The organism is Salipiger pallidus, assembly GCF_014643635.1.
Classification (GTDB): Bacteria; Pseudomonadota; Alphaproteobacteria; order Rhodobacterales; family Rhodobacteraceae; genus Salipiger; species Salipiger pallidus.
Map to the genome: position 1 here is coordinate 506,910 of NZ_BMJV01000001.1, position 18,861 is coordinate 525,770.

Below are 18,861 nucleotides of genomic sequence, written 5' to 3' on the forward strand. Positions count from 1 at the left end.
GCCTCAGCTGAGGCGGCTGATGACGACGGTCACCTCGGGCTTCTTGCCGATCTCGTTGTTGGTGCTGTTGCGCGTGATGCGCCGCATTTCCTCTTCGAGCTTGTCGTCGTTGGTCAGGGTCTTGGCCCCTGCCCGCCCGAGGAACTGGCTCAGGTCCTCTTCGAGCACCTCGACGAGCGATGCGTTGGACCGTCCGGTTTCCGGCAGGCCCATAAGCTCGCACCACGGCTCGCCCAGCGGCTCGTCGTCCTCGTCGAGGATAACCGTCACCACCACGTGCCCGTTCAGAGCCATGCGGATCCTGTCACGCACGATGCCGTCCATGGCGCCGATCTGCACAGACCCGTCCAGATAGGTGCGCCCTGCGTCGATCCATTCGGCCACCGTGGGCTGGTTGCCCGAGAGGTCGATCATCATGCCGTTGACCGCCAGAACACCGGTGCGGCCCTTGCCCTCGGCCAGTTTGACGTGCTCGCGCAGGTGGCGATGTTCGCCGTGCATGGGCACCACGATCTGCGGGTTCACGATGTCCTGCAGCTTGGCGAGGTCCGGCCCGTTGGCGTGGCCCGACACGTGATAGCTGCCGTCGCGATCCTCGACCACGTCCACGCCCTTTTCGGACAGGTTGTTCATGATCCGGATCACGTCTTTTTCGTTGCCCGGAATGGTCTTGGACGAGAACAGGAAGAGATCGCCCTCCTTGAGCTCGATGCCGTTGTACTTGCCCCGCGCCAGCTGGGCCGAAGCAGCCCGGCGTTCGCCTTGGCTACCGGTAACGATCAGCATGACGTTCTCGCGCGGGATCTGAGTGGCATCCTCGGGGCCGATCACGGTCGGAAAATCCGTCAGCACGCCGGTTTCGATGGCCGCTTCGATCATGCGGCGCATGGCGCGGCCCAGAAGGCAGATCGACCGCCCTGCCCGGTCACCCGCCTGCGCGAGGGTCTTCACCCGCGCCACGTTGCTGGCGAAAGTGGTCGATACGACCATGTTCGGCGCCTCGGACACCAGCTTTTCGATGTTCGGCCCCACGGTGGATTCCGACCGGCCGGGATTGGGCGAGAAGACGTTGGTCGAGTCGCAGATCATCGCCTTGATGCCGCCCGCGCAGACCTCGGCCCAGAGCTTGGGATCGAAGGCCTCGCCCACCACGGGGCTTTCGTCGAGCTTGAAGTCGCCGGTGTGGATCAGGCGGCCCTGCGGCGTGTCGATCACCAGCGCCGAGCTTTCGGGGATGGAGTGCGAGATCGGCAGGAAGCCCACGGTGAAGGGGCCGGCCTTGATGGTCTCGGGCCACTTCGACGCGGTGCGGATGGTGTCTTCGGACAGGCCGTACTCCGCCACCTTGTGCCGCGCGAGGTTGGCGGTGAAGGCACGGGCGTAGATCGGCACGCCGAGGCGCTCGAAGGTGTGGCCGACGGCGCCCACGTGGTCTTCGTGGGCGTGGGTGATGAACACGGCCTCGATGCGGCTGCGGTTCTTCTCGAGCCACGAGATGTCGGCAAAGATGATGTCCACGCCGGGCGTGGTGTCCATGTCGGGGAACGCCACGCCAAGATCGACGACGATCAGGCGTTCCTTGCCCGGTTCGCCATAGCCGTAGACGTAGCAGTTCATTCCGATTTCACCCGCCCCGCCAAGGGGGAGGTAGATGATACGTTCACTCATGAGGGTGTTTGCCTCTTGTTGTATGCGTGGATGACTGTGAGACCATGCATCGTGAGCGCATCCACCCACTCGTCGAAGAGGTCTTCCGATTGCTGGAAAAGAGGTGCCAGCCCACCTGTGGATATGACCTTCATCGGACGGGCCCGTTCGGCCTTGATGCGGTCGCAGATTTCGCGGACGAGGCCGATATAGCCCCAGAAGATGCCTGACTGCATGCAGGCGACGGTGTTGGTGCCAACTACGCTTGCGGGACGGGAAATGTCCACATGCGGAAGCGCCGCGGCGGCAAGATGAAGCGCTTCTAGCGAAAGATTCACGCCGGGGGCGATGACGCCGCCCACGTAGGCGCCGTCGTGGTCCACCACGTCAAAGGTCGTGGCCGTGCCGAAATCGACGACGATGATGTCTCCACCATGAAGATCGTAGCCCGCCACCGTATTTACAAGGCGGTCGGGGCCGACATTCGTGCCAGCGTCCACCCGCACGGCCACGGGTAGAAGGCAGTCGGGCTTACCGACCACATAAGGCCGGGTGTTGAAATAGCGGTCCGACAGGACGCGCAGGTTGAACACCACGCGGGGCACCGTGCTCGAGATGATGACATCGGTGATCTGCGCTTCGATCTTCTGGAAGTCCATGAGGGTCGAGAGCCAGACGTAATACTGGTCCGCCGTGCGCTGGTGTTCGGTCGAGGTGCGCCACGTGGCAAGGAACTTCGTACCGTCCCAGATGGAGAAGACGGTGTTGGTGTTGCCGCAGTCGATGGCCAGAAGCATGGAAACTCTCTCCCTCAGAAGAATACGTCGGCAGCGGGAATGGCCTGACGGCCCGCCCGCGTGGTCAGCACGAGGTTGCCCGAGCCATCCACGGTTTCGAAGGTACCGGTGGTCTCAGTCCGGCCGGTGCGGGCGGTAATGACCTCGCCAAGGCGCGCCGCGCGGGCAAGCCACGCCTCGCGGATCGGCTCGAACCCATAGGTGACGAAACGTGCCTCGTGCAGGGCGTAGGCCTCGGCCAGCAGGTCGAGGAATTCCTCCGGAGCGATCCGCGCGCCGGTCTCCGAAAGCAGCGACACGGGCCGCACCGCGCCCGGCTCGACCTCGTTCGCGCCGGGCGCGGCCACAAGGTTGACGCCGATGCCGATGGCCAAATGCTGCACGCCCTGCCGCTGCCCGAGGCTTTCCAGCAGAATGCCCGCGACCTTGCCGCCATTGAGCAGCACATCGTTGGGCCACTTCAGCGCCAGCCCGTCCACCCGTCCGGTGGCGGCGGCGAAGGCATCGTAAAGCGCCAGCGACGCCACGAAACTGCGCAGCGCCACCACCTGCGGCGCCTCGCGCGGACGCATCACCAGCGTCGCGGCGAAATTGCCCGGCGGCATGGTCCAGGCCCGGCCCCGGCGGCCCCGACCCGCGGTCTGGTTCAGCGCACAGATCCATTCCGGTCCTGCCATCATGCCCGCACGCCGGGCCGCCTCGGCATTTGTGCTGTCGATTTCCGCCATCACCCGGCGGCCGTATCCCGCGGGCCAGCTCATCGTGCCCTGCCCGTCTCGTATCTGGGTGTTCTCAACTCTCAGGCCTTTCACGCAAAGCGGCGCGCCCGTCAGCCGCGCCACTCAAGTCTTCTAGCAAATCGGGCTCAGTTGACCAGCGTCGCCGCGGCAGAGGCTGCGGCGCCCTCTACACCGAAGAGGTTGACCACCCCCACGACCATGATGGCCGCCGACGCCACGAGGAAGCCCCAGAGCACCGGAGAGCCGCCCGCGTCAAGCTTGTCCGTGCGGTCTTCGCCAAAGTACATGAAGTAGACGATGCGCAGATAATAGTAGGCCGAGATCACCGACGCGATCACGCCCGCCACCGCCAGCCAGACAAGGCCCCCGCCATAGGCGGCCTGCAACACGTAGAGCTTGCCGAAGAAGCCCACCAGCGGCGGCACGCCCGCGAGGCTGAACAGCAGCACCAGCATGGCCAGCGCGCGGGTCGGCTCCTTCTTGGCGTAGAGCCCGAGGCTGTCGATGTCCGAAACCGGTTGGCCGTCGCGGGTCATGGACAGAATGAAGGCGAAGGTTCCGACGTTCATGGTGACGTAGATCGCCATGTAGACCAGCATCGCCTGCACACCGAATTCCGTGCCCGCCGCAAGGCCCATAAGCGCGTAGCCCATGTGGGTGATCGACGAATAGGCCATCAGGCGCTTGATGTCCTTTTGCCCGATCGCCGCGATGGAGCCGAGGAACATGGACAGCAGCGACAGCACCGCGACCACCTGGCTCCAGTCCGCGATGGCGCCGCCAAAAGCGTCGAACAGCAGCCGGGCGAAAAGGCCCATGGCCGCCACTTTCGGCGCGGTGGCGAAGAAGGCGGTCACCGGGGTCGGCGAGCCTTCGTAGACGTCCGGCGTCCACATGTGGAACGGCACGGCCGAGACCTTAAAGGCAAGCCCCGACATCATCAGCACGAGGCCAATGAGCAGACCGACCGACAACCGGTCCTCGGTGGCGGCGGCGATGATCCCCGAGAACAGCGTGGTGCCCGAATAGCCGTAGACCAGCGACGCGCCATAGAGCAGCAGGCCCGACGACAGAGCGCCGAGAACAAAGTACTTGAGGCCCGCTTCGGTCGACTTCTCGCTGTCGCGGCGCAGGGCGGCGACGACGTAGAGCGCCAGAGATTGCAGCTCAAGCCCCATGTAAAGCGTGATGAGGTCCCCTGCGGAGACCATGACCATCATGCCCACCACGCCCAGCAGCACCAGCACCGGGTATTCGAACCGCAGGATGTTGTGGCGCTTCATGTAGCCCTCGGACATCAGCAGCACCGCCGCCGCCGAAAGCAGGATCGCCACCTTGGCAAAGCGCGAGAACGCGTCGTCCACGAACATGCCATGGAAGGCGATGCGCGGCTCCGGCCCGCCCGTCGTGCCAACCCAGATCGCCATGAGCAGCATCAGCCCCGAGGCACCCCAGACCAGCAACGGTGCCGCCTTGTCCTTGCCGGTATAGACGGCTCCGACGAGGGCCAGCATGGCGATCACCGCCAGCAGGATCTCCGGAAGGATGATGTTGAGATCAGCCGAGATCATGTCCCGCCCCCCTAGTGGTTGGCTTCGGCCACAGTCGCACCGCCAAGATCGGCGGCGGCGATGGCCGTGTCGTAGTTGTCAAGAAGCGCTTCGACCGCAGGGCCGGTGATGTCCAGCGCAGCCGAGGGGTAGACCCCCAGCCACAGGGTCATCACCACCAGCGGCGCAAAGATCCAGCGCTCGCGCGGGGTCATATCCTGGATGGTCTTAAGGCTCTCTTTGATGAGATCCCCGAAGACCACCCGGCGATAGAGCCACAGAGCGTAGGCCGCCGAGAAGATCACCCCTGAGGTGGCGAACAGGGCAACCCAGGTGTTGACCTGGAAGATCCCCATGAGCGTCAGGAACTCCCCGACAAAGCCCGAGGTCCCCGGAAGGCCCACATTGGCCATGGTGAAGAACATGAAGACCAGCGCATAGGCGGGCATGCGGTTCACGAGGCCGCCGTAAGCGTCGATCTCGCGGGTGTGCATGCGGTCGTAGATCACGCCGACGCAGAGGAACAGCGCGCCCGAGATGAAGCCGTGGCTGATCATCTGGAAGATCGCGCCGTCGACGCCCTGCTGGTTGGCGGTGAAGATGCCCATGGTCACGTACCCCATGTGGGCGACGGACGAATAGGCGATGAGCTTTTTCATGTCCTCCTGCACCAGCGCGACCAGCGAGGTGTAGACGATGGCGATGGCGCTCATCCAGAAGATCAGCGGTGCCATCACCTCGGACCCCACCGGGAACATGGGCAGGCTGAAGCGCAGGAAGCCATAGCCGCCCAGCTTCAGAAGGATCGCTGCCAGCACGACCGAACCCGCGGTGGGCGCCTGAACGTGCGCGTCGGGAAGCCAAGTGTGCACTGGCCACATGGGCATCTTGACCGCGAAGCTGGCGAAGAAGGCCAGCCACAGCATGGTCTGCATGCCGCCGACGATGTGGATGCCCAGCACCTCGAAGTCCGCGAAGGCGAACTGGTGGGTGAGCAGCGTCGGGATATCAGTGGTCCCTGCGTCCGCATACATGGCGACCATGGCCACCAGCATCAGCACCGACCCAAGGAAGGTGTAGAGGAAGAACTTGAACGACGCGTAAATGCGGTTCGCCCCGCCCCAGATGCCGATGATGAGGAACATCGGGATCAGCCCTGCCTCGAAGAACAGGTAGAACAGCACCAGGTCCAGCGCCATGAACACGCCGAGCATCAGCGTTTCCAGCAGCAGGAAGGCGATCACGTATTCCTTCACCCGGCTCTTCACGTCCCAGCTGGCGAGGATGGTCAGCGGCATCATGAAGGTGGTGAGCATGACGAACAGCACCGAGATGCCGTCGACGCCCATCTTGTAACGCAGGCCCATGATCCATTGGCCCTCTTCCACCATCTGGAAGCCGGTCTGCGACCGGTCGAACTGGAAGAAGATGAACAGCGAGATCACGAAGGTCGCGGTGGTTGCGATCATCGCCAGCCACTTGGCATTCCGGTCCGCGGCCGCGTCGCCCCCGCGCAGGAACAGCGCGAGGATCGCCGCCGCAAGCGCGGGCAGGAAGGTGACGATGGACAGAAGGTTATCCATTAGTGTGCCCCTCCGGAGATCGACATCCATGTGACGAGAAGCACGATCCCGATCACCATGGCGAAGGCGTAGGTAAAGATGAAGCCGGACTGCGCGCGGCCCGCAAGCTTGGTGAAGAAGGGAATGATCCCCATGGCAAGGCCGTTGATGCCGCCGTCAATGACGCCACCATCGCCGCGCTTCCAGAAGAAACGGCCAAGGCCCTTGGCGCTGCGCACAAAGAGGAAGTCATAGGCCTCGTCGAAGTACCACTTGTTGAGCAGGAAAAGGTACAGCGGGCGTTGCTGTTTGGCCAGCTTGCGCGGCAAGGTGGGGTTCACGATGTAGAACCAGTACGCCACGCCGAACCCGATGAGCATCGCCACGAAGGGCGTCAGCTTGACCCAGACCGGCGCGTGGTGCGCGTCATCCATGACCGTGTTGTCCGGGGCCATGTAGATGGCGCCATACTCAAGACCGGCGGCGGGGGCGGCGTGATTGCCGTCTTCACCCGCGGCGTCGTCTGCCATTGCAGTCGCTTCCGCGCCCTCTTCGATGGCGGTGTCAGCGGTTACGGTGCCTTCCGCGCCCTCTTCGGTGGCGGTGTCGGCGGTTGCGGTGCCTTCCGCGCCCACTTCGGTGGCGGTGTCGGCGGTTGCAGTCTCTTCCGCAGCCGCTTCACTTGAGGCTTCGGCAGGTGCAGCCTCATCCGCGCCCTCACCGGTCGCGGTGTCGGCCATGGCGGTCTCTTCGCCGTGCGCCGCCTCTTCGCCGTGCTCGGAGGCCTCGGCGTGGTGAGCAGGCATGCCGAAGAAGCTCAGCACCTTGTCGTGGTTTCCGAAGAAACTCGAATAGAACACCATCCCCGAGAAGATCGCACCGATGGCAAGCACGCCAAGCGGGATGGTCATCACGCGCGGGCTTTCATGGGCGTGGTCGTGGGTGTGCTTGTCCCCCCGTGCCTTGCCGTAGAAGGTCATGAACATGAGACGCCAGCTATAGAAGCTGGTGAACAGCGCCGCGATGACCAGCATCCAGAAGGCGTAGCCGCCGCTGGTGCCGGCCCATGCGCTTTCGATCACCGCGTCCTTCGACACAAAGCCCGCAAAGCCCAGCCAGCCGGTCAGCGGGATGCCCACGCCGGTGATGGCAAGGGTGCCGATCATCATGGCCCAGAATGTCAGTGGGATCTTGTGGCGCAGGTTGCCGTAGTTCCGCATGTCCTGTTCGTGGTGCATCGCATGAATGACCGAGCCCGCGCCAAGGAACAGCATGGCCTTGAAGAAGGCGTGGGTCAGCAGGTGGAACATGGCCACCGGGTAGACGCCGACGCCGGCGGCGACGAACATGTAGCCCAGCTGCGAGCAGGTCGAATAGGCGATGACGCGCTTGATGTCGTTCTGCACGAGCCCGATCGTTGCGGCGAAGAACGCCGTGGTGGCCCCAAGGAAGGTGATGAAGGCCGTGGCGTTCGGTGCGAATTCCATCAGCGGCGACATCCGGCAGACGAGGAACACGCCCGCGGTCACCATGGTGGCCGCGTGGATCAGCGCCGACACCGGGGTCGGGCCTTCCATCGCGTCGGGCAGCCAGGTGTGCAGCAACAGCTGCGCCGACTTGCCCATCGCGCCGATGAACAGCAGGAAGGCGATCAGCTCAGCCGCGTTCCAGTCGGTCCACAGGAAGTGCAGCTCGGTTTCCGCAATGGTCGGCACAGCGGCGAAAATGTTGTCGAACTGGATGCTGTCGGTCAGGAAGAACAGGCCGAAAATCCCCAGCGCGAAGCCGAAGTCGCCCACGCGGTTGACCACGAAGGCCTTGATCGCCGCAGCCCCTGCCGACGGCTTCTTGTAGTAAAAGCCGATGAGCAGGTAGGACGCGAGGCCCACACCTTCCCAGCCGAAGAACATCTGCACGAGGTTGTCCGAGGTCACCAGAGCCAGCATCGCGAAGGTGAAGAGCGACAGGTATGCGAAGAACCGGGCGCGGTAGGGCGTGTGTTCGAACTGCGGGTCATGCGCCATGTAGCCGAAGCTGTAGAGGTGCACGAGCGCCGACACCGTGTTGATCACAATGAGCATGATCGCCGTCAGCCGGTCCACCCGGATCGACCAGTCAGTCGACAGCGTACCGCTTTCGATGAAGCGGAAGAGCGTGACGGTATGCGCCTCGCCAAGGGTCAGGAACACGATCCAGGACAGCAGCGCGGCAAGGAAGAGCAGGCCCGTGGTGGTCCACTGCGCGCCCTTCTCGCCGATGAACTTCCAGCCGAAGCCGGCGATGATGGCCCCGATCAGCGGAGCGAAGAGAATGATCGTCACCATCGCGGATCAGCCTTTCATCACGTTGACGTCTTCCACGGCGATCGAGCCGCGGTTGCGGAAGAAACAGACGAGGATCGCAAGGCCGATCGCGGCCTCGGCGGCAGCGACCGTCAGGATGAACAGCGTGAACACCTGCCCCGCGAGATCGCCGAGGTAGGACGAGAACGCCACCATGTTGATGTTCACCGACAGCAGGATGAGCTCGAGGCTCATGAGCAGGATGATGACGTTCTTGCGGTTCAGGAAGATCCCGAAGATGCCGATGACGAACAGCACCGCTGCCACCGTCAGGTAATGTTCAAGCCCGATCATTGCATGCCTCCCTTGCGGCGCGACTGGCGCGCTCCGAGGACCACGGGCACGAAGATGCCCGCGAAAAAGATGGCTATCCAGCTGGCTACGCTCATCGCTGTCCCTCTTCCTGCCCCGTGCTCCGGGGCCTCGTATCTTGTCACCGGGGCCGTTCGCCCCGTTACCCAGCGGGGGCCGTGGCCCCCGGTATCCCTACATCGCCGGTCTGCCCGTCAGAGGCCCTGCCCCGGCTTCACGTCTTTCAGCTCCATGGCCTTGGCCGGATCGCGGTACATCTGCGCCAGCACGTTCTGGCGTTTGACATCCTGGCGGTGGCGCATGGTCAGCACGATTGCCCCGATCATTGCCACCAGCAGGATCAGACCCGACAGCTGGAAGGCGAGGAAGTAGCGGTCATAGAGCAGCACGCCGATGGCGGCGGTGTTGTGCATGTCCGTCGGCGTCGGCGCGGTGGAGAGCTCGGCCGCCATCTCGGAGGTTTCCCAGACACCGAAGGCCATACCCAGCTGCATCAGCAGCACGATGCCGATCAGCAGCGCGAGGGGCATGTATTTCGCCATGCCCGCGCGCAGTTCGGCAAAGTCCACGTCCAGCATCATCACCACGAAGAGGAACAGCACCGCGACCGCGCCCACGTAGACGATCACCAGCAGCATCGCCACGAATTCCGCCCCGAGCAGAACGAACAGCCCCGCCGAGCTGAGGAAGGCGAGGATCAGCCAGAGCACCGAATGCACCGGGTTGCGGCTTATGACGGTGAACAGCCCGCCCACGATGGCGCACAGGGCAAAGAGATAAAAGGCAAAGACCATCATGCGTCGTCATCCTTGTTGTCTTCCATGACCTCGCGCGCCAGCTCCATGGCGCGGGTCATGGCGGGTATGCCGGCGAACATCGATATATGCGCGATGGTCTCGGCGATCTCGTCCTTGGTGGCGCCGGCCTCCATGAGGTGGCGCACGGTCATGCGCACCGGCGTGTCGGCCTGCGCGCCCTGCATGGTCAGCCCGGCCAGCGTCAGAAGAAGCCGGGTCTTGGAATCAAGGCCCTCCTTCGACATGCCACGCCCGAACCAGAATTCCATGAACTCCTTTGGCATGGTCGGCCAGAGCTTTTCGTATTCCTTGGGACTGAAGTTCTCGAGGGCGGGATTGAACATCCGCGCCATCTCCTGTGCCTGCGCCATCATCAGCTCGAAGGGGGTTTTCTCGCTCATGCGCAGATCTCCGTCGAGCCGCGCGGGCGGCCCTGGCAGGCTTCGAAGGTCAGGCACATGGCGATCATCGTCCTCTCCAAAGATCAGCGATACGGTGCGTCGAGTTCCAGGTTGCGGGCGATCTCCGCCTCCCATCGTTCGCCGTTCTCGAGAAGCTTCTGCTTGTCGTAGAACAGCTCTTCGCGGGTTTCGGTCGAGAACTCGAAATTCGGACCTTCGACAATGGCGTCTACCGGGCAGGCTTCCTGGCAGAAGCCGCAGTAGATGCATTTCGTCATGTCGATGTCGTAGCGCGTGGTCCGGCGGGAGCCGTCGTCGCGCGGCTCGGCGTCGATGGTGATGGCCTGTGCCGGGCAGATCGCCTCGCAGAGCTTGCAGGCGATGCATCGCTCTTCCCCGTTGGGGTAGCGGCGCAGCGCGTGTTCCCCGCGGAAGCGGGGCGACAGATACCCTTTTTCATGGGGATAGTTCAGCGTGGGCTTCGGCGCGAAGAAGTAGCGCAGCCCCAGCTGGAACCCCTTGATGAAGTCAAACAGCAGGAAATATTTCGCGGCGCGGCCGTAATCGATCTGCGTCATGTGGCTTACACTCCCGTGGTCCAGCGGGCGAAGAGGCCCCAGAACCATCCGAATTTGGCGGCGAAGGCGGTGAAGACGACCCAGACGAGGCTGAACGGAAGGAAGACCTTCCAGCCAAGGCGCATCAGCTGGTCATAGCGGTAGCGCGGGGTGATCGCTTTCACCATGGCGAAGAGGAAGAAGAAGAAGGCCATCTTGCCCACCATCCACAGCGCGCCGTCAGGCAGGCCGGGGATCGGCGACAGCCAGCCACCGAAGAACAGCAGCGAGGTCAGCGCGCACATCAGGAAGATGGCGATGTATTCACCGGCCATGAACAGCAGGAACGGCGTGGCCGAATATTCCACCTGATAGCCCGCGACCAGTTCCGATTCCGCTTCGGGAAGATCGAAGGGCGGGCGGTTGGTTTCCGCAAGGCAAGAGATGAAGAACAGGAAGACCATCGGGAAATGCGGCAGCCAGTACCAGCCGAAGAGGCCAAAGCCGGTGTCCTGCGCGTGCACGATCTGGCCGAAGTTCATCGAGCCGGTCGAAATGATCACGCCGATGATGATCAGGCCGATGGAAACCTCGTAGGAGATCATCTGCGCCGCCGACCGGAGCGAGCCGAGGAACGGGTATTTCGAGTTCGAGGCCCAGCCGCCCATGATGACGCCGTATACCTCGAGCGACGAGATCGCCATGACATAGAGGATCGCCACGTTGATGTCGGCCAGCACCCAGCCATCGGCAAATGGGATCGCCGCCCAGGCGATCATCGCCATCACGAAGGAAATCATCGGCGCCATGATAAACACGGCCTTGTCAGAACCCGCCGGGATCACCACTTCCTTGACAACGTACTTGAGCGCGTCGGCAACCGACTGGAGGATGCCGTAGGTGCCCACCACGTTGGGGCCGCGCCGCATCTGCACGGCGGCCCAGATCTTGCGGTCCCCGTAGACGAGGAACAGCAGCGAGATCATCACGAAGCCAAGCACCGCGACGCATTGCGCGAGGATGATCACGAAGATCCCGAAGGGGGTTGAGAAGAAGTCTGCCATCAAGTGTCCCTCACACCATCGGTATTCCGTTCTCGGCACAGGCCAGGGCGACGACTTCCGCGTCTATGGTTTTCAACCCTTGGGGCAATGCAGCCGAGATCGTGTAAACAGCATCTCCGCGCCAGAGGCCACCCTCCTGCGCGACATTTGTTCGCAAGTGACGGGCAAAGCCGTAACCGCGAATGAGCGCATATTGTGCCGCAGCGCAGCGCGCGTAATCCTCCACGTCGCCCGTGTCGCGGGCGCCGCGCATGGCGACGAAGAAATTCACCAGATCTCCGTCAAGCAGGGCCGTGTCCACCCCTTCATACACGGGCTCGAACGGCGCTTCGGGCGCCTGCGAGGTGGTCTCGCAGGCGGTGAGCGCGCCAAGCGCCGCAAGGGATATGAGCAGACGGCCCATCAACGTCATTCCGCCGCCAGTGGCGCGTCGCGACGTGCCTTGGCGTTGGCCGACAGCTCAGCCATGAGCACGGACGAGCGGGCGATGGGGTTGGTCAACCAGAAGTCCCTTACCGCGTAGCGGAAAGACGCGTCGCCAAGCGATCCCGTCTCGGGCGCGGACCAGTCGTTCTCCGCAACGGTGTCGATGCCCGCAAGATGCGGCACCGCCTCGATGAGCGCGCGGCGCAGCTGCGCCATGCTGTCCCAAGGCAGCTTCGCGCCGATCTCGGCCGAAAGCGCCCGGAAGATCGCCCAGTTTTCCTTGGCCTCTCCCGGCGGGAAACAAGCGCGCAGCGCCAATTGAGGGCGGCCTTCGGTGTTCACGAACAGGCCGTTCTCCTCGGTGTAGGCGGCGGCGGGCAGAATGACGTCGGCGCGATGTGCACCGCGGTCGCCGTGGCTGCCCTGATAGATCACGAACGGCCCGTCGCCGATTTCGATCTCGTCCGCGCCGAGGTTCCAGACCACGTCGGCCCCCTCCATCGCAGCGTCCATGCCGCCGTCTGTCACTGCACCCACGTCCATCGCTCCCACGCGGGAGGCGGCGGTGTGAAGCACCATGAACTTCGACTTGGTATCGGCGGCCAGCTTCATCGCGGCGGCCAGCACCGCAGCACCGTCTGCCTCCTGCAGGGCGCCCTGTCCCACGATGACGACCGAAGGCGCGTCCAGCACCTTGTTGTAGCTCTTGCCCAGAAGCGAATTCAGTGCCGCCCGGTCGTTGCCCACATGAGCATAATCATAGGTCAGATCGACCGCCTCGCCCACGAGGCCCACGTTCGCGCCCGCGGCCCAGGCCTTGCGAATGCGCGCATTCAGCACCGGCGCTTCCTCGCGCGGGTTGGTGCCGATCAGCTGGATGAATTTCGCGTTATCGATGTCGTCGATGGTGGCGGTGCCCACGTAGCCCGAACGGTTGCCCGCCGGCAGTTTCGCGCCATCGGTGCGGCATTCGACGGACCCGCCCTGCCCCTCGATCAGGGTCTTGAGCGAGAATGCCGCCTCCACCGGGGCGAGGTCGCCCACGAGGCCCACGGGCTTTTTCGCGCCCTTCATGGCTTCGGTGACCTTGGACAGCGCCTCGGGCCAGGTGGCGGGCTTCAGCTTGCCATCCACGCGGATATAAGGCCGATCAAGACGCTGGCGGCGCAGGCCGTCCCAGACAAAGCGGGTCTTGTCGGAAATCCATTCCTCGTTCACGCCGTCATGGTTGCGCGGCAGGAAGCGCATCACTTCGCGGCCCTTCGTGTCCACGCGGATCGACGAGCCAAGCGCATCCATCACGTCGATGCTCTCGGTCTTGGTCAGCTCCCACGGACGGGCGGTGAAAGCGTAGGGCTTCGACACCAGCGCGCCCACCGGGCACAGGTCGATGATGTTGCCCTGCAGGTTCGAATCCAGCGTCTGGTTGAGGTAGCTGGTGATTTCCGCATCCTCGCCGCGGCCGGTCTGGCCCATCTGGGTGATGCCCGCCACCTCGGTGGTGAAGCGGACACAGCGGGTGCAGGAAATGCAGCGCGTCATGTGGGTTTCGACCAGCGGCCCAAGGTCGAGGTCTGTCACCGCGCGCTTCGGTTCGCGGTAGCGGCTGAAATCGACGCCGTAGGCCATAGCCTGGTCCTGAAGGTCGCATTCACCGCCTTGGTCGCAGATCGGGCAATCCAGCGGGTGGTTGATGAGCAGGAACTCCATCACCCCCTCGCGGGCCTTCTTGACCATGGGCGAGTTGGTCTTGATCACGGGCGGTTGGCCTTCCGGGCCGGGGCGCAGGTCGCGCACCTGCATGGCGCAGGAAGCCGCAGGCTTGGGCGGGCCGCCGACGACCTCTACAAGGCACATGCGGCAGTTGCCCGCGATGGACAGCCGCTCGTGGTAACAGAAGCGGGGGATCTCGATCCCGGCCTCTTCGCAGGCCTGGATCAGTGTCATCGCCGGATCGACTTCCAGCTCTTCCCCGTCGATGATGATCTTGCGCAGGTCACTCATTGGCATATTCCCAGACAGAATGCGGTGACGGGGCGCTGCGTGGCGCCCCGTGGCCCGGCATTGCGGGCGTCAGGCTGTGGCCCGCGCCGCGCATCACCGTGCTCTCAGAAGCTGACCGATGGCCGAGCCCCTCTCGATTTCCTCACGCCCGACGCGGCAATAGCCTTCGGACTGCCCGAGGGTCACGCCCCTCGCCTGCAGCCAGGCTTCGCCCTCGGCGCGGTATTTCTTCTTCTCAGCCTTCGAGGTTACGTAATCCTCGATCTCCTCGTCGGAGTAGCCCATCGACCGGGCGGTCGACTTGAGCGAGTTGAGGTAGCTGTAGGCGGTGATCATCCGCGCGCTGACATCGTCACATTTCTTGCGAATCTCGTCCGCGATGCCGACGGCCAGAAGGCCCTGGTGAACCGCGTCCACTTCGCCCAGCGATGCGCGGGCCGCTGCAGGCCCCGCCGAAAGCCCCGCCGCGAGGGCAAGCGCCCCCAGCATGGCCTTGACCGATCTGGATGCAAACATGTGTCGTCTCCCGTACATGGTTCCGACCTCCGAACGGAGGCCTCCATGTGGGAAGGTGACGATGCAGGGGGCGGTCATGCAATCACCGCCCGAGCACATCCCCGTTATGACGGCCCCTTGTGTCACTCGCGGCAGGTCCCCTGGAAGGTCAGCTTGTCGCCCTCTACCGGCAGCTGAGCCTGCGGCGTGTCCGGCCCGACGGCCCAGTCGATGTCCGAAGTACCCAGATATTTGATGCAGTAGCGGATCCCTTGGTACTCGGTGGCACCGATCGCACCCTCGAGCGACGCACTCACCGGACCGCCGGTGGCGACAAAGCTCGCCCGGTCGCCGCGAACGCGCTTGGCGTCGCCGGTAAAGACCATGCCGCCATATTCGTACCGCTTGGCCTTGGAGCCGAAGACGCTGCAGCCCGCCAGCGTTGCAAGCGCCAGCCCAAGCAGCATTCCGTTCCGTGCCATTCCTCGTTTCACGTCGTCTCGTCCTTCTTCACATGGTCCGCAGGGCCTGCCCCACCGGGCTGCCCTCCGCCATTTCCTGCCGCGCAGCGGCGCAAAGCGTCGCGGGCTGCGCCGGGCTCGCGCCGGTGCGGGCCATCCAGGCGTCAACCGCTGCCATGGTGCGGTCAAAATCATGGGTCATGAACAGCGCATCAAGTGCGGCGCGATCTTCGCCTTCGGCCACCATTTGCTCGGTCACGCGGTTGACCGCCCCGCCGTAGGGAGACGACGCAAGGTAGATCCCCTCGCCGTAGCAGTTGTCGGCGATCCGCTCCGCAATCGTCTGAGTGGCGACGCGCGCCTCCCAGCGATCCTTGAGCGAGCCGCTGGCCGCAGTGGTGCCGACGCTGGCGGACGGACCGCAGGCGGTCAGCGCAAGCGCAACAAACGGATATGCAGGCAAAAAGCGCATCATTCCGCCGCCATCGCGCCCATGCGGCCGGTCTTCTTGGCCTTGATGCGGTCTTCGATCTCTTCGCGGAAGTGGCGGATGAGGCCCTGGATCGGCCAGGCCGCCGCATCGCCGAGCGCGCAGATGGTGTGCCCCTCGACCTGCTTGGTCACATCCAGCAGCATGTCGATCTCCTCGACCTCTGCCTCGCCCGATACCAGCCGGTCCATGACCCGCATCATCCAGCCGGTGCCCTCGCGGCACGGGGTGCACTGGCCACAGCTTTCATGCTTGAAGAACTTCGACAGGCGCCACACCGCCTTCACCACGTCCACCGAGTTGTCCATGACGATCATACAGCCGGTGCCGAAGCTCGAGCGGTTCTCGCGCATCCAGTCGAAATCGAAGATCGCATCCTCGAGCTTGTCCTTGGGCAGGATCGGGCAGGACGCGCCGCCGGGGATGATGGCCTTGAGGTTGTCCCAGCCGCCGCGGATGCCGCCGCCATGCTTTTCGATGAGCTCGCGCACGGGCAGCGACAGCTCGTCCTCGAAGACGCAAGGGGTGTTCACGTGGCCAGTCAGGCCCATGAGCTTGGTGCCCGAGTTGTTCTTGCGCCCAAAGCCCGAGAACCAAGACGCACCGCGCCGCAGGATGGTCGGGCAGACGGCGATGGACTCCACGTTGTTCACCGTGGTGGGGCAACCATAAAGGCCCGCGCCCGCCGGGAACGGCGGCTTCATGCGCGGCATGCCCTTCTTGCCCTCGAGGCTTTCGATCAGGGCAGTTTCCTCGCCGCAGATGTAGGCCCCCGCCCCGTGGTGCAGGTAAAGGTCGAAATCCCAGCCCGAGCCGCAGGCGTTCTTACCGATGAGGCCAGCGTCATAGCATTCGTCGATGGCGGCCTGCAGGGCCTCCTTCTCGCGGATGTATTCGCCCCGGATGTAGATGTAGGACGCATGCGCCCCCATCGCGAAGGACGCGATCAGCGCACCCTCGATCAGCGTGTGAGGATCGTGGCGCATGATCTCGCGGTCCTTGCAGGTCGCGGGTTCGGATTCGTCGGCGTTGATGACGAGGTAATGCGGACGCCCGTCGCTTTCCTTGGGCATGAAAGACCACTTCAGCCCGGTCGGAAAGCCCGCCCCGCCCCGGCCACGCAGGCCGGATGCCTTCATCTCGTCCACGATCCACTCGCGGCCCTTCTCCAGGATCCCGGCGGTCCCGTCCCAATGGCCACGCTTTTTCGCCCCCGCCAGCGTGCGATCATGCATGCCGTAGAGATTGGTGAAAATGCGGTCCTCGTCCTTCAGCATCGCATCACTCCTCGTTCGCGCGGGCGGCCCGGCGCGCACGCCATAGCCCGAAAATCATCCAAATCGCCGTCCCGAACCCGGCAATCGCCGCCAGGTCGAAGAAAGCCCGAGTGCGCTGGCTCCAGTCCAGCGCGGCACCGGCAGCGGTGGCGGCCATCCAGGCCAGGCCCGTTCCGGCGATGACGAGCGCGATGATGCGCCCCTGCCGGTTATGATCCTGCCGGCCCGTCATGCCGTCCGCCTCTCAATCCCTCCGGCGCAGATGTCAGCCGGCTTTATTCCTGCCTGACCGGATTGGCCGGTCAGGTTCACGTCTCGCAGCGCGACCGGGTGCATTCCCCCCAGCGCGTGTCTTAGCTTTCACCGGCCCCTTCGCCCGTGGACAGCGCCTTGGCCTGCGACACCCATTCGTCGCGGGTCACGCGGCCTCGGAAGCCCTGAAGGTTCTCGTCGACCCACGCGACTTCCGCATCGGTCCAGCCGGCGATCTGGTCGAAGTGGTAGAAGCCCAGCTCGTGGCACAGCTCCTCGAGCTTCGGCCCGATGCCCTTGATCTGCTTGAGGTCGTCCGCCCCGCCATCGCGCGGCCCTTCGAGGGCGTCGGGACGGGTGCCAGCCTGCTGCTCCTCGGCCGACGCTCCTTCGGCGGCGTCCTTGACCTCGGTCGCATTTTCAACCGGCGCTTCGCGCTTGTCGATGCCGGTACTGTCGGCGGGCACATCCTCGGCCAGCTCAGGCGCATGGGTTTCCGGCTTGGCATCACCCTTCTCATCCGAGCGGTCATGCCACGGGGTGCGCAGCGGCACCTCGGTGCCGTCGATGCGTTTGATGGTGTCGCCGAGTTCGGTCGCCAGCGCGACGGAGGCGTTGTATTCCGGACGCCCCTCCACATGGCCGGTCAGCACGACCGGGCCGCCCAGCGGTTCGGACGAATAGCGGCCGTTCTGCGGGCCCGGCACCGGCACATTGCCGGCGGCCAGCTCGTCCAGAAGCTCGCCAAGGCGAGCCGCGGTCAGGTCTTCGTAGTAATCCTTGCCGATCTGGGCCATGGGCGCGTTGGCACAGGACCCAAGACACTCCACCTCTTCCCAGGAGAACTTGCCGTCCTCTGATAGCATGTGCGCCTTGGGGGCGATCTTGTCCTTGCAGACCGAAATCAAATCCTCGGATCCGCAGATCATGCAGGTCGTGGTGCCGCAGATCTGGATATGCGCGACCGAGCCCACCGGCGAGAGCTGGAACATGAAGTAGAAGGTCGCCACCTCGAGCACGCGAATGTAGGCCATGCCCAGCATCTCGGCCACGGTCTCGATGGCCCGCTGGCTGAGCCAGCCTTCCTGTTCCTGCGCACGCCACAGCAGCGGGATGACCGCGCTGGCCTGACGGCCCTCGGGATACTTGGTCATCTGGGCATCGGCCCAGGCCAGGTTGGCATCGGTGAAAGCAAAGCTTTCGGGCTGTTCGGGATGAAGACGGCGCAGCATCGGGTCGGTCCTATCGGGTCAGCACGCTAAGGTGCAGGCGGGGCGGCAGGCCGCGGCCTGCCCTGCCCGGCAACCGGGCAACGGTTGGGTCTTGGCCGCGATCACGCAGCAGACTCGGGCGCGGGGGTATCGACCACCGGCGCCGCCGGGGTGCAGGACCCCGAGATCAGACGGAAACCACCGCTTTCGGTCATCTCTGCCTCGCCACGGGTGATGCGGTACTGCGCCACCTCGTTGATCTTCATGCGGGTCATGCCGGTCTGAAGTTCGACGGGCAGGTAGTCGGATTCATAGGTAAGCTCGCAGCCGATGGAGGCCACCGCATCGTCGAAGGCGGCGAGATCCTCGTCCCCGGTGCCCTCGGGCGGCATGGCAACGCACGCGGCGGTGGCGATGAGAGGCAGCAGGCTCAGGCACATCTTCAGCTTCACGGTCGCAAATCCCTTCTTGTCTTT

Annotated in this window: 20 protein-coding genes; all 20 read right to left on the reverse strand. The window is 64.3% G+C overall.

Annotated features, from left to right (window positions below; translation table 11 throughout):
- Positions 1 to 3: 3 nt before the first annotated feature.
- Positions 4 to 1,668 (reverse strand): ribonuclease J, encoded by a 1,665-nt coding sequence (locus IEX41_RS02415; protein WP_188788460.1) that lies wholly within the window; start codon positions 1,666 to 1,668, stop codon positions 4 to 6.
- On the reverse strand, positions 1,665 to 2,444 hold the full coding sequence (locus tag IEX41_RS02420) for a type III pantothenate kinase (protein WP_188788462.1): 780 nt from the start codon (positions 2,442 to 2,444) through the stop codon (positions 1,665 to 1,667). The genes IEX41_RS02415 and IEX41_RS02420 overlap by 4 nt, the downstream gene beginning before the upstream one ends.
- A gap of 14 nt (positions 2,445 to 2,458) precedes the next feature.
- Complete coding sequence (locus tag IEX41_RS02425) at positions 2,459 to 3,205, reverse strand: biotin--[acetyl-CoA-carboxylase] ligase (RefSeq protein WP_188789221.1); 747 nt, start codon at positions 3,203 to 3,205, stop codon at positions 2,459 to 2,461.
- Positions 3,206 to 3,309: 104 nt separating this feature from the next.
- Positions 3,310 to 4,755: an NADH-quinone oxidoreductase subunit NuoN gene (nuoN, locus tag IEX41_RS02430; protein ID WP_188788464.1), complete on the reverse strand. Its 1,446-nt coding sequence runs from the start codon at positions 4,753 to 4,755 to the stop codon at positions 3,310 to 3,312.
- An 11-nt stretch (positions 4,756 to 4,766) separates the two neighbouring features.
- Positions 4,767 to 6,317 carry an NADH-quinone oxidoreductase subunit M gene (locus tag IEX41_RS02435; RefSeq protein WP_188788466.1) on the reverse strand — a complete coding sequence of 517 codons (1,551 nt, stop codon included), beginning with the start codon at positions 6,315 to 6,317 and terminating at the stop codon, positions 4,767 to 4,769.
- The gene (nuoL, locus tag IEX41_RS02440) at positions 6,317 to 8,620 is read right to left on the reverse strand and encodes an NADH-quinone oxidoreductase subunit L (protein WP_188788468.1); all 2,304 of its coding nucleotides are present in this window, start codon (positions 8,618 to 8,620) and stop codon (positions 6,317 to 6,319) included. The genes IEX41_RS02435 and nuoL overlap by 1 nt, the downstream gene beginning before the upstream one ends.
- Positions 8,621 to 8,626: 6 nt before the next feature.
- Positions 8,627 to 8,932 carry an NADH-quinone oxidoreductase subunit NuoK gene (nuoK, locus tag IEX41_RS02445; RefSeq protein ID WP_188788470.1) on the reverse strand — a complete coding sequence of 102 codons (306 nt, stop codon included), beginning with the start codon at positions 8,930 to 8,932 and terminating at the stop codon, positions 8,627 to 8,629.
- A 212-nt stretch (positions 8,933 to 9,144) separates the two neighbouring features.
- Entirely contained in the window at positions 9,145 to 9,747 is a 603-nt protein-coding gene (locus IEX41_RS02450; RefSeq protein WP_188788472.1) for an NADH-quinone oxidoreductase subunit J, read from the reverse strand.
- The gene (locus tag IEX41_RS02455) at positions 9,744 to 10,148 is read right to left on the reverse strand and encodes a carboxymuconolactone decarboxylase family protein (protein WP_188788474.1); all 405 of its coding nucleotides are present in this window, start codon (positions 10,146 to 10,148) and stop codon (positions 9,744 to 9,746) included. Before IEX41_RS02455 ends, IEX41_RS02450 begins: the two co-directional genes overlap by 4 nt.
- Positions 10,149 to 10,231: 83 nt before the next feature.
- Positions 10,232 to 10,726, reverse strand: coding sequence for an NADH-quinone oxidoreductase subunit NuoI (gene nuoI, locus IEX41_RS02460; protein WP_188788476.1), 495 nt, complete (start codon positions 10,724 to 10,726; stop codon positions 10,232 to 10,234).
- Positions 10,727 to 10,731: 5 nt separating this feature from the next.
- Positions 10,732 to 11,769 carry an NADH-quinone oxidoreductase subunit NuoH gene (nuoH, locus tag IEX41_RS02465; protein WP_188788478.1) on the reverse strand — a complete coding sequence of 346 codons (1,038 nt, stop codon included), beginning with the start codon at positions 11,767 to 11,769 and terminating at the stop codon, positions 10,732 to 10,734.
- A gap of 10 nt (positions 11,770 to 11,779) precedes the next feature.
- Positions 11,780 to 12,181, reverse strand: coding sequence for a YNQ4 family lipoprotein (locus IEX41_RS02470; RefSeq protein WP_505952483.1), 402 nt, complete (start codon positions 12,179 to 12,181; stop codon positions 11,780 to 11,782).
- Positions 12,178 to 14,199 (reverse strand): NADH-quinone oxidoreductase subunit NuoG, encoded by a 2,022-nt coding sequence (gene nuoG, locus IEX41_RS02475; RefSeq protein WP_188788482.1) that lies wholly within the window; start codon positions 14,197 to 14,199, stop codon positions 12,178 to 12,180. The genes IEX41_RS02470 and nuoG overlap by 4 nt, the downstream gene beginning before the upstream one ends.
- A gap of 93 nt (positions 14,200 to 14,292) precedes the next feature.
- Positions 14,293 to 14,715 carry a DUF5333 domain-containing protein gene (locus tag IEX41_RS02480; RefSeq protein WP_229672883.1) on the reverse strand — a complete coding sequence of 141 codons (423 nt, stop codon included), beginning with the start codon at positions 14,713 to 14,715 and terminating at the stop codon, positions 14,293 to 14,295.
- Positions 14,716 to 14,837: 122 nt separating this feature from the next.
- Positions 14,838 to 15,176, reverse strand: coding sequence for a hypothetical protein (locus IEX41_RS02485; RefSeq protein ID WP_188788484.1), 339 nt, complete (start codon positions 15,174 to 15,176; stop codon positions 14,838 to 14,840).
- Positions 15,177 to 15,204: 28 nt separating this feature from the next.
- Positions 15,205 to 15,627, reverse strand: coding sequence for a DUF5333 family protein (locus IEX41_RS02490; RefSeq protein WP_373285609.1), 423 nt, complete (start codon positions 15,625 to 15,627; stop codon positions 15,205 to 15,207).
- Positions 15,627 to 16,922, reverse strand: coding sequence for an NADH-quinone oxidoreductase subunit NuoF (gene nuoF / locus IEX41_RS02495; RefSeq protein ID WP_188788488.1), 1,296 nt, complete (start codon positions 16,920 to 16,922; stop codon positions 15,627 to 15,629). Before nuoF ends, IEX41_RS02490 begins: the two co-directional genes overlap by 1 nt.
- A gap of 4 nt (positions 16,923 to 16,926) precedes the next feature.
- A complete protein-coding gene (locus IEX41_RS02500; protein ID WP_188788490.1) occupies positions 16,927 to 17,154 on the reverse strand; it encodes a DUF5337 family protein in 228 nt (75 codons plus the stop codon).
- 121 nt (positions 17,155 to 17,275) lie between these two features.
- On the reverse strand, positions 17,276 to 18,406 hold the full coding sequence (locus IEX41_RS02505; RefSeq protein ID WP_188788492.1) for an NADH-quinone oxidoreductase subunit E: 1,131 nt from the start codon (positions 18,404 to 18,406) through the stop codon (positions 17,276 to 17,278).
- A 101-nt stretch (positions 18,407 to 18,507) separates the two neighbouring features.
- Positions 18,508 to 18,837 (reverse strand): hypothetical protein, encoded by a 330-nt coding sequence (locus tag IEX41_RS02510; protein WP_229672886.1) that lies wholly within the window; start codon positions 18,835 to 18,837, stop codon positions 18,508 to 18,510.
- Positions 18,838 to 18,861: the final 24 nt, after the last annotated feature.

What these genes read in the sequence shown, in the direction of transcription:
- nuoK (WP_188788470.1), bottom strand. Translation starts at nt 8,932, where the DNA reads ATGATCGGGCTTGAACATTACCTGACGGTGGCAGCGGTGCTGTTCGTC.
- nuoN (WP_188788464.1), bottom strand. Translation starts at nt 4,755, where the DNA reads ATGATCTCGGCTGATCTCAACATCATCCTTCCGGAGATCCTGCTGGCG.
- IEX41_RS02455 (WP_188788474.1), bottom strand. Translation starts at nt 10,148, where the DNA reads ATGAGCGAGAAAACCCCCTTCGAGCTGATGATGGCGCAGGCACAGGAG.
- IEX41_RS02500 (WP_188788490.1), bottom strand. Translation starts at nt 17,154, where the DNA reads ATGACGGGCCGGCAGGATCATAACCGGCAGGGGCGCATCATCGCGCTC.
- IEX41_RS02415 (WP_188788460.1), bottom strand. Translation starts at nt 1,668, where the DNA reads ATGAGTGAACGTATCATCTACCTCCCCCTTGGCGGGGCGGGTGAAATC.
- IEX41_RS02470 (WP_505952483.1), bottom strand. Translation starts at nt 12,181, where the DNA reads ATGACGTTGATGGGCCGTCTGCTCATATCCCTTGCGGCGCTTGGCGCG.
- IEX41_RS02490 (WP_373285609.1), bottom strand. Translation starts at nt 15,627, where the DNA reads ATGCGCTTTTTGCCTGCATATCCGTTTGTTGCGCTTGCGCTGACCGCC.
- nuoG (WP_188788482.1), bottom strand. Translation starts at nt 14,199, where the DNA reads ATGAGTGACCTGCGCAAGATCATCATCGACGGGGAAGAGCTGGAAGTC.
- IEX41_RS02485 (WP_188788484.1), bottom strand. Translation starts at nt 15,176, where the DNA reads ATGGCACGGAACGGAATGCTGCTTGGGCTGGCGCTTGCAACGCTGGCG.
- IEX41_RS02505 (WP_188788492.1), bottom strand. Translation starts at nt 18,406, where the DNA reads ATGCTGCGCCGTCTTCATCCCGAACAGCCCGAAAGCTTTGCTTTCACC.
- nuoF (WP_188788488.1), bottom strand. Translation starts at nt 16,922, where the DNA reads ATGCTGAAGGACGAGGACCGCATTTTCACCAATCTCTACGGCATGCAT.
- nuoL (WP_188788468.1), bottom strand. Translation starts at nt 8,620, where the DNA reads ATGGTGACGATCATTCTCTTCGCTCCGCTGATCGGGGCCATCATCGCC.
- IEX41_RS02425 (WP_188789221.1), bottom strand. Translation starts at nt 3,205, where the DNA reads ATGAGCTGGCCCGCGGGATACGGCCGCCGGGTGATGGCGGAAATCGAC.
- IEX41_RS02480 (WP_229672883.1), bottom strand. Translation starts at nt 14,715, where the DNA reads ATGTTTGCATCCAGATCGGTCAAGGCCATGCTGGGGGCGCTTGCCCTC.
- IEX41_RS02450 (WP_188788472.1), bottom strand. Translation starts at nt 9,747, where the DNA reads ATGATGGTCTTTGCCTTTTATCTCTTTGCCCTGTGCGCCATCGTGGGC.
- nuoH (WP_188788478.1), bottom strand. Translation starts at nt 11,769, where the DNA reads ATGGCAGACTTCTTCTCAACCCCCTTCGGGATCTTCGTGATCATCCTC.
- IEX41_RS02435 (WP_188788466.1), bottom strand. Translation starts at nt 6,317, where the DNA reads ATGGATAACCTTCTGTCCATCGTCACCTTCCTGCCCGCGCTTGCGGCG.
- IEX41_RS02420 (WP_188788462.1), bottom strand. Translation starts at nt 2,444, where the DNA reads ATGCTTCTGGCCATCGACTGCGGCAACACCAACACCGTCTTCTCCATC.
- nuoI (WP_188788476.1), bottom strand. Translation starts at nt 10,726, where the DNA reads ATGACGCAGATCGATTACGGCCGCGCCGCGAAATATTTCCTGCTGTTT.